Origin of the sequence: Bacillus sp. AFS098217, assembly GCF_002551815.1 — a bacterium.
Taxonomy (GTDB): Bacteria; Bacillota; Bacilli; order Bacillales; family Bacillaceae_G; genus Bacillus_A.
Genome location: NZ_NVPR01000126.1, coordinates 1 through 9,949 on the forward strand (window position 1 = coordinate 1; position 9,949 = coordinate 9,949).

The following is a 9,949-nucleotide window of genomic DNA, read 5'->3' on the forward strand; positions in this document are numbered from 1 at the left end:
AGTAAAAACAGAAAGAGCAAGCAAGTGTAGGTTGCTTTTTAGTCTGCATAGCAGGGATTTAGATGTCGAAAAATGAAAATGGATTTATATAGATTTCAATTAAAACAGATAGATTATTCTAAAGGGAGAGAGCTTAATGAAGAAACCAGAAGAGAGTATTCATACATCAGATAAAAACAAGGATAATATCGTTACGTTATATATTACTAGACACGGTAAAACAATGTTAAATACTAGTAATCGTGTGCAAGGGTGGGCAGATTCTCCATTAGTAGAAACAGGTGTTGAAGTTGCTAAAGGTTTAGGAAATGGATTAAAAGATATTCATTTTGTTGATGCTTATAGTAGCGATAGTGGTCGTGCAATTGAAACTGCTAACTTGGTATTAACATATAGTGGACAATCAAATTTAAAACTTGAGCAAAGGAAAGACTTACGTGAATTGAATTTTGGTTTTTTTGAAGGCGATAAGATTGAAAACATGTGGAAAGCTATTAGTTCATCTGCTGGTATTAAATCAGCAGATGAACTAATGAAGTTATCTATTGAAGAAATCGTTAACTTCATTGCAGCAGCAGACCATACGAAACAGGCTGAGGATTGGAAAACTCTTTCAACCCGTATAAAAAAGGAAATTGATACAATTAGTGAAGAGACTGCCAAAAATGGAGGGGGTAACGTTTTAATTGTATCTCATGGACTTGCGATCACTGTATTAGTAGAAATGCTTGATAGTAGTAAAATAAAATTGGGATTGGAAAATGCAAGTGTAACTAAAATTCTCTATAAGAATGGACAATATAAAGTCGAATCTGTTGGTGACATGAGTTATGCTGAAAAAGGAAAAGAAAGTGTAAAATTATAACGGATGTATAAAATAATAGAATGAGAAAAAGGCAGATTCCTTACAAGGAGCTGCCTTTTTATTTACATATCCACAACATTGATTATATGAATGAAAACTTTCTAGATACATTGAATTCTAATAAGCAGGATTACGGTAACAAAAAAATGTCGAATTTATAGAAAATTTGTATTTTTTTGTTGTTTTATTTTACTTTTAATGCTAAACTCATAATTACAAAGAAAGAGTAACAAAAATACCCTTAGCGATTAAGAATTTTCCGAATCTTTAATTTTCTTAAAGATTTACCCTATTCCACTTGATTGACATTTTGCGTGTTCTCCGCTCTTTCTTTGTTGTACCCTATGGAAAAAAGCCTAGAAAAAAACAACTTGTTCTTATGCAAGTTGTTTTTTTCTGTGAAAATTTAATTTATAAAATACAAGTTATTTAAATTCAATGTGAAATACATCACTTTCAACTAAGTGCTGTACTTTTCTTTTTATCTTCTTCCAAATCTAAAACATTCCACGAATCTCCCCACGCTCTCATCGCATCAAAAATTGGACGAAGTGTTTGGCCTTTTTTTGATAAAGAATATTCCACATGAGGTGGCATCGTTGAGTAAACCGTTCTTTCTATAATTTTTTCATTCTCTAATTCTTTTAAGCGTAACGAAAGAGTTCTTGGGCTAATACCACCTAGCAATTTTTCCAATTCTGCAAATCGCTTTGGTCCGTAAAATAAGTCTCGTAAAATGAGAAACGTCCACTTCCCGCCAATTACACTCATCGTTTTTTCAATAGAACATTTTGATATGTGTTGCTCTTCTTTTCCGCACATCACATTTATCCCCCTTAACTATACAAAATTATAGTAACTATATAAAAAATCAGTACTTCCATAAATAAAGCACTTTATTTATTATAGTGTTCAGGGAAATATTAGTAAATATATATTGGGGGCTTGAACATGAGAACCAGCTCAGTAACACATTTAGAAACGAAACAAATGAAATCTTCCAGCATAATAACTTTACTCGCACTCGCAATGGGTTTTATTATGGCTACGCTTGATGTCACTGTCGTAAATGTAGCGGTTGCTGATATTCGGGTTAATTTACATATGGGAATTTCTAGCGCCACTTGGATTGTAGATGGCTATATGCTATCATTTGCCTCTTTACTCCTTATCGGTGGGTCACTTGCGAACCGATATGGTGCGAAATATATGTATTTAGTTGGATTAGTTTGTTTCGTTCTCGCTTCACTTTTCTGCTCTATCGCATCGTCTGGAAATATTCTTATCGTCTCACGGATCCTGCAAGGTGTGGGCGCGGCACTATTTATGCCAAGCTCTCTTAGTCTTCTAGCTGCTTCTTATCCAAACGAAAAACAACGTGCAAAAATGTTTGGATTATGGTCGGCTATCGTTTCAGTTGCTTCAGGTATTGGCCCCTTCGTCGGAGGAGTATTAGTCCACACATTGGGATGGAGAAGTATTTTTATTATTAACTTACCAATTGGCATCATCGGAATTTTACTTGCCTACTACGTTATTCCTATTTCATCGCGCCAGGCAATCAAACTAAATCTTTTCAACCATGGATTAGGTGTTATCACTTTAGCGAGCCTAGCTTTTAGCCTTATTGAGGGTCCTTCCTACGGCTGGACGGCACCACAAATACTAAGTGGATTTCTTATCACAATTATAGCCGCTAGTTTGTTTATCATCGCTGAGCGTAATGCAAAACAACCAATCATTCCATTTTCGTTATTTTATGATCAACGATTTTCTTCTGCAAACATTGTCGGCTTTTTAATCAACTTTGCATTATTTGGTGGCATCTTCATGTTTGGATTATTTCTCCAGCACGCACGAGGCGCTACTCCTTTTCTAGCCGGACTTCAACTGTTACCAATGATGGCTGTCTTTGTAGTTGGAAATCTCTTATTTGCAAAACTAGCAAATCGGTTTGGCTCTAAGTTACCTATGCTCATATCCTTGTTCATCGCAAGTTTCGGTTCATTCGTTTTAACTTTCATCTCACCACATACACCTTACTGGATGCCGGCAACTATTTATTCCATCGTAAATCTTGGAATTGGTGTTTCCGTTCCAGCCATGACTACAATTGTAATGCAATCAGCTGGTCGTGAACACGGGAACATAGCGGGTGCCACTTTAAATGTAAATCGGCAAGTTGGTGCTTTAGTTGGGGTGGCTATTATGAGTATTATCCTTCACAGCTCAGGAGGATGGTATGAATGGGCAAAGTATAGTTTCTTAACCATGGGAACTTCTTATCTACTCGCGGGATTTCTTGTCTCGTATTTCATTAAAAAATAGCTTCTATAAAATTACAAATTAGGATAAAAAATGTGACCATAGAACATATCAAGCTGCTAAAAAATTGTCTACTTTAAGTAAACAACAGAATTTTTATCAATATACAGAAATTAAAAAGAAGATAACTATCCTCCTATATTAGTAGGTAGTTATCTTCTTTTTTTGAGGGACTTTTTCAGTGCCTTCGAATTTTCAGGACCCTTTTTTATTTAAATATGAAATCTTAGATTCACGTTTACTTTCCATCTATAAAATCCATTTTAATTTTTCAACATATCAGTTGCTGCTATGCAAAATAAAACATAATCTGCACTCGCTTTTACTCTTTCTTTTCAACTTTGTATGTGAATGAAAAAGGCACTGGCCGCTTCTATGCATGGCCAAATGCTCTCGTCCACCTAAAAAGAAAGGTTTTTTCAACTTGTATTCATCTATCCTCTAATCGGTAACACAATCTCAACCGTAGTTCCAACCCCAACTTCACTCTTAAATTGTATTGTACCTTGATGTTCTTCAATAATCTTGTATGTAACCATTAATCCTAAGCCAGTTCCATCTTCTTTTGTTGTATAAAAGGCTTCACTAAGCCTTAGAATCTTATCTTTTTGTATGCCGCATCCTTCATCTGTAATACGAATGATCATTACATCTTGAAAAGTTACTTGAATGGTAATTGTTCCCCCTGATGGCATAGCTTCAATTGCATTCTTTATTAGATTTACAAATACTTGTTTTAACCGTTTTTCATCACATTTAATAAGCGGGATGTTCTCACCATAATCCGCATATACATTAACACCACTTTGTTTAGCAAGTTCGCCAATTACGACCTGTACATATGAAATAATATCTCTTATATCATGATTCTGATATTCTTTTTCCCTTGAATTTCCGAGTATCATTAAATCATTTGCGATAATATCAATTCTTTCAATTTCTTTCATCATGATCTCACTATATACTTTATTCTCATCCTCTGGATATTTTTCTTGCTGATTTTGGACAAGTTTCCTTAATACTATTAGAGGTTTACGTATTTTATCTCCAATAACTGTTGCCATCCTTCCAACTATAGCCACCTTTTCTTTCTGCTTCCATTCTTGATGCATCATTTCGATTGTTCGAATATACGATTGAAATCTCAATAAAATAATCCAACTTATAATTGAAAACAAACTACAAAGAATGATAGGAATAAGAACAATTAACGACTTCACAACGATCCCCATTAAAACATACTTAAGAATCGTCCCTCCCGCCACAAACCAAAAATAACGCTTATTCACAAAAATCGGTGCAAAAAGAAAGAAAAAGCCCTCGACTATATTTCCTCCATCAAACTCTAAACCTGTTTCATAGTAAATGATAAAATTATGAATGAAATCTAATATGCTATATCCTATGAAAATAATGTATTTCACAGTATACGGATTCTTTCGTTTCATCACGTATATGCTTACAAATACTAATATCATCATACAAATATACGACCATACCCCTAAGCCCCTCTCTAGAATAGGAATACCACTTGCTCCTTCTAACTTAGGCATAACATAATAACATGCAATATCGTATACGAAACAGGCTACAAAAAATAAACTTAAAAAAAGGTTTAACGTTCGAACTTCTTCCTTTGTTAATGTATAAATACTGCTCATGTAGCAAACCCCTTTATTCCCAAAAGCCATATTACTCCTCGTTCTGCTCTTTAGGTAAAATAATGTCGACTTTTGTTCCTACATTTCTTTCACTTGTAATCTGGATTTTCCCTTGATGTTCTTCAATAAGCTTACGAGCTACAGTAAGTCCTAAACCAATCCCATCTTTCTTCGTCGTATAGAAAGCCTCTTTTATACGACTTAAATTCTCTTCCTGTATTCCACATCCACTATCAATAATACTTACTATTACATAGTCTTCATCTTGCTCTTTTATCTGTACCCAAAGCGTTCCACCATGTTCCATTGATTCAATCGCATTTTTTAGTACATATAAAAATCCTTCTTTTAACTTTCGATTATCACACTCTATTTTTATTTGATCAGATTCAGTATCATAAACGAGCTGTAGCTGTTTTCTTTTTATGTCTTGCTCCATTTCTTTCATTGTACTCGATACAACTTCCCCTATAAATTGACTACTATAAATAGAACGCTTACAAGCAGCAATCGCCATGAGTTTACTTACCATATTATTTATATGCTCAATTTCATCAATCATATATTCGTAGGTTTTATCATCTGCATGTTTTTCTTTCTGCAATTGCGTAAATCCTTTTAATGATGAAAGAGGGTTTCGAATCTCATGTCCAACAGATGCCGCCATCTTTCCAATCACCATCGATTTTTCAGACTCCCTCGTTGCTGTCATTACATCATTTATAGTAGAAAGATACTGTGAAAATCGATTTAATAGAAGATATGATACAAATAATAAAAGACTATACATGATTAATGACATAAATGCTTGCTTGTCTCCTAAAACAAGAAATAACATTATATACTTTCCCATAATAATTGAAGATAACCATAGGAAATATCGTTTACTCATAAAAATTGATACAAAGAAAATGAAAACAAATTCCAGTACATTTCCATCATCAAATGCTACTTTGCTGTGCATCGCATACCAGTATAAATTAAAACTTTCCGCACACATATATGCTATCAAATAGACATGCTTAATGCGATCCGCCTTCTTTTTTTTCATTAAATACACACTAAATCCTATTAATCCTACTCCGTACACAAACTTTGGAATAAGAACGTATAGCCTTACAAACGAACCAGAATCTTTTAGTATGATCGAATACACGATTTCATATGAAATCCACACAATATTAAACACCCACAAAAAGAGATGGGCATTTTTCTTTTCTTCTTGAAACAGGATAAAGTTTTCTTTCACTTTAACACTTCCTCAAAAGCCATATACTTTTCATAATATTGCTACTAACTTTCATTATTATAATAAACGCTTACAACGTTTTACCACAAAAATATTGAATAATAAGAAAAAGTTAACCTCATTTATCCCATTTCATTATAAAATAAAAAGAATTTGCCTCCTCAGCAAATTCTTTTTATTTTATTTATCACAAGCAATCCCATCTCCATCACGATCTAACTTAGCAGAATATGCCGGATGTCCTTTTGGAATGTTTGAAAATCCAGCAGCTTTTGCTTCTTTACAGCTTTTGAATTGACCGCTTTCTTGTGGTAAGTTTTCATTTGGTTGTTGCTGTACAGGTTGTTTTTGTTCCTGTTTTTGTTCCTGTTTTTGTTCCTGCTTTTGTTCTGGTTTCGGCTGCACCGGTTGTTGCTGTTCTTGCTTCGGTGCAGGGACTACAGCTTCCTGCTTTTTCTCAGCTGGCTTTGGTCCCTTGCTTTTGTCAAAGCCACTATCAGTTGCGTAATTTTCAACGCTCCAAATTCCTTTTTTAGCCGCTTGTGCTTTTTTCTGTGCTTCTCTTAAATAATCTACATACTTCGTATTTGGTGCATATACATATGCAACACGAGCCAATCCTTGATCAATTAGCATACGATTTAACATTTGCCCATCCACCCATACATACGCTAATAAACGACCGTACTTTTCACGCTCACTTACATCTAATTCAAGCTGAATTTGCTTACCTACACTTGCATATTTTTTTGTAAATGCGCTTGCTTCAGGCCCAAATGGTTGTACGCCTAAACGGGGATGTTTTGTTTCAGGTGTATCAACAAGAAGAAAACGTACTGTTTCTTCTTTACCGTTTTCTAATTTCACCTTTAATGTGTCGCCATCTATATTCTTCACAACAGTTGCATTCACAACACGATTTTGATTCATTTTACTCTTCTCATCTGCAACTTGTGTACTTGCATCATTAACTAATGCAGTGTTCTGTACTTTATTTTCAGTCGCATTTGGCGTATAGTTCTCACGCTCTTCTACAGGAACTTCCTCATATGTACTGCTCTCTTGTTGTTTCTTTAATTCTTCTGCTTTCTTTGCTTCTTCCTCTTGTTTTGCTTTTTCTGCCTGCTTAACTTCTTCTGCTTTTTTAACATCTTCTTTTTGTTCTGTCTTCTCTGTTGCTTTTGCTTGATTATCCGCACCTTTGCACGCTGTTAAGCTCACTGCACATAAGCTACTCAGCAAAAGTAAAAATAGCTTTTTTGCCATGTAAAATCCTCCCTATATAGCTGTTAAACATAACGAACTTACCTAGGATAACAGATATATAGATATCTCATTGTCGAATTTTGCCGAATCACTACTCTATTTTATCCCGAATACAAAATCATCTGTAATTATAAAAAAGATTGACCATTCCAAAATTCACATAATTCTCACAAATAGATTAATAAAACGGTTACAATTTGGTTTATACTAAATTTACAAGTAATACTCCCTGATTGATCCAGCTTGTCTAGTTATACCCCGTTATAAATATACTGAAAAAAGAACTTGTAGCCTATCTACAAGTTCTTTTTATATACACAATATTCTGCTAAAATAATATCTCTTTACTATATTGCTTTCCTACTAATAAATCATATTGAAGTAGTTTATATTGACTCAACATTTCTTTTTGCTTGTCGCTTAAATTTTTTATTACTTTTCCATCTTGACTTATCTTTAGTTCGTCTCTGAGTACTGAGATTTCTTGATGTAACTTCGATAAGAATTGATAAAACGGTGATTTATTTAATCCCGCATAATCAAACACAAGGTTTGTGAAATAGATAGGACTTACCATTCCGTCTCCATACACGCCTCTATTATACATATAGCTTCTTAAGTATTCCTTAAAATATGGTTGAAATTTGTTTCACAGGGCATTACTGTAAAACCTCGCTGATGGAAGTTTCACTTTATGATATAATGCAATTATGTTTTGGATAGGCTTAATGATGTTAGGACTTTATCACGAAATAAATACAAAAGTAATGAACAAAGGAGATGCTTATTTTTGTTAGCCAAGTTTAAAAGTTTGCCTAAAGCGGTATATGTAATTTTGGCGCTTTCTTTTCTCCTGCACGTTTTTTGTTTAGTAAAACAACCAGGATTAGATGGAGAGCTAGTAAAAGTAACATATGGCGCGAACGATGCATTTAACTATTCGTTAACAGCTGAACAGTTATTAAAACATGGTGTATTTGGTTATGTATATTTAGAGCCTAGTGAAGTACCTGGGAAAAATGCATACATAACACCTGGTCAACCGCTATTATTAGCTGGCGCAATGATCATTTCTGACGTAACACATATTCCTTACTACTACGTAGCAACTGTCATTAACATGTTGCTCAATCTCGGTACAGTACTATTAGTATTTTTAATCGGAAAAGAGTTATTTGAAAAGAATATTTATGGAATTGTTGCAAGTATTTTATACGCTATTTATCCGAGTAACTATACATACTTCCGCACATTATTAACAGAAGTTCCTTCGATGTTCCTCTTGTGCTTAAGTGTGTATGTATTTGTTCTTGCGTGGAAGTACAATAAAGTGAAATTCCATATATGGTTCGGAGTTGTTGTATCTATTTTACTCATGTTCCGTCCAAATCCGGCTCCGATGCTGCTGATTCCTGTTCTTGTTGTCTTGTTTACATATGGATTCAAGGACTCTATTAAAATCGGCCTGTTATGGTTTATTGGGCCATTCTTTATCATTGGTGCATGGGTCGTTCGTAACTATTTAGCACTTCATCAATTTATTTTGTTCTCAACACAAGGTGCTGACCCATTAATTGCCGGCGCAGATCCATTTAACAAAATTGGTTACGAAAACGTAGTAAACCAAATGAAAGCAAATGGATTTACAGATAAAGGTGCGTATGCGAAAGAATTAATCAAAAATGGATTTAAGACAGATTTCACGTATTGGTTCTCTTGGTTTACTCTCGGGAAAACAATCGAGTTATTCAAAACGGCTCCTGCTGTAGATCAATACCGCATTCATAACTTTATGCAGCTTTGTCATAGAGTCTTTATTATCGGTACATTCTTAAGTAGTTTCTGCTTCATGCTGAACTCATTTAAACATAAGCGCGTAATGATGTTAGTAGCTAGTTGTGTTATCTACATCATATTCTCAAATCTATTCCTAGCAATTAACCGCTACGGATTCTTCATTAATCCTCTTATGTGCTTAATTCTTGCATACGGATTAGTTTATGTTACAACAAAGCTTCCATTTTGGGGCACAAACCGCGCGTAATATATGAATTCAAAAGAGGTTGTCCATTTTCGGACAACCTCTTTTTACAATAATTTCATTTTTTATATGTAATAGAATATTATGTTCAGTCCCATTTTCCTCATGCTATGCATAGCATGAGGAAAATGATACAAACTTCAATAAGAGAATACATCCTTTTCATTGTTCCAAAGGATGTATTCCCTTATTAGACTTAACTGTATTTGTAGAAAATCTATTTTTATGAGAGTGCTCTAAGTTCGCTTTCATATTTTCACCGCTAAAGATACCATTTAAAGACTGTGTTAACAGGTCCATATTATAAATTGAGGTAAAAATATAAACCATGAACTCTAGTGCATCATATAATTCTTCAATTAAGGGGAAAAATGATAGGATGTTTCATACTATATAAATCCATTTTAATTTTTCGGCATCTAAATCCCTGCTATGCAGAATAAAACGTAACTTACACTCGTTTGCTCTTTCTGTTTTCATTTCGCATGGGGCGGAAAAAGGCACTGACCGCTTCTATGCATGGCCAGATGCTCTCTCCCATC

General features: G+C 34.2%; 7 protein-coding genes and 1 pseudogene. 3 read left to right on the top strand and 5 right to left on the bottom strand.

What is annotated here, in order from left to right:
• Window positions 1-136: 136 nt before the first annotated feature.
• Window positions 137-865 carry a histidine phosphatase family protein gene (locus tag COO03_RS23415; RefSeq protein WP_097899405.1) on the top strand — a complete coding sequence of 243 codons (729 nt, stop codon included), beginning with the start codon at window positions 137-139 and terminating at the stop codon, window positions 863-865.
• 456 nt (window positions 866-1,321) lie between these two features.
• Here COO03_RS23415 and COO03_RS23420 read toward each other — a convergent pair whose 3' ends face one another.
• Window positions 1,322-1,687, bottom strand: a complete 366-nt coding sequence (locus COO03_RS23420) for a winged helix-turn-helix transcriptional regulator (protein ID WP_097899406.1) — start codon at window positions 1,685-1,687, stop codon at window positions 1,322-1,324.
• A gap of 129 nt (window positions 1,688-1,816) precedes the next feature.
• Between COO03_RS23420 and COO03_RS23425 the strand changes: the two genes are divergently transcribed.
• Window positions 1,817-3,193: an MFS transporter gene (locus tag COO03_RS23425; protein WP_097899407.1), complete on the top strand. Its 1,377-nt coding sequence runs from the start codon at window positions 1,817-1,819 to the stop codon at window positions 3,191-3,193.
• A 431-nt stretch (window positions 3,194-3,624) separates the two neighbouring features.
• Here COO03_RS23425 and COO03_RS23430 read toward each other — a convergent pair whose 3' ends face one another.
• From COO03_RS23430 to COO03_RS23445, 4 genes and pseudogenes are all read right to left on the bottom strand, one after another.
• A complete protein-coding gene (locus COO03_RS23430; protein ID WP_097899411.1) occupies window positions 3,625-4,851 on the bottom strand; it encodes an ATP-binding protein in 1,227 nt (408 codons plus the stop codon).
• A 31-nt stretch (window positions 4,852-4,882) separates the two neighbouring features.
• Window positions 4,883-6,100, bottom strand: a complete 1,218-nt coding sequence (locus COO03_RS23435; RefSeq protein ID WP_097899408.1) for an ATP-binding protein — start codon at window positions 6,098-6,100, stop codon at window positions 4,883-4,885.
• A 180-nt stretch (window positions 6,101-6,280) separates the two neighbouring features.
• Complete coding sequence (locus COO03_RS23440) at window positions 6,281-7,366, bottom strand: thermonuclease family protein (protein ID WP_097899409.1); 1,086 nt, start codon at window positions 7,364-7,366, stop codon at window positions 6,281-6,283.
• Between the two features lie 328 nt (window positions 7,367-7,694).
• Window positions 7,695-7,946: pseudogene (locus COO03_RS23445) on the bottom strand (LTA synthase family protein); the annotation flags it as partial.
• A gap of 210 nt (window positions 7,947-8,156) precedes the next feature.
• On the opposite strand from COO03_RS23445, the gene COO03_RS23450 reads away from it, so the two are divergent.
• Entirely contained in the window at window positions 8,157-9,410 is a 1,254-nt protein-coding gene (locus COO03_RS23450; protein WP_097899410.1) for a glycosyltransferase family 39 protein, read from the top strand.
• The last annotated feature ends 539 nt before the right edge of the window (window positions 9,411-9,949 follow it).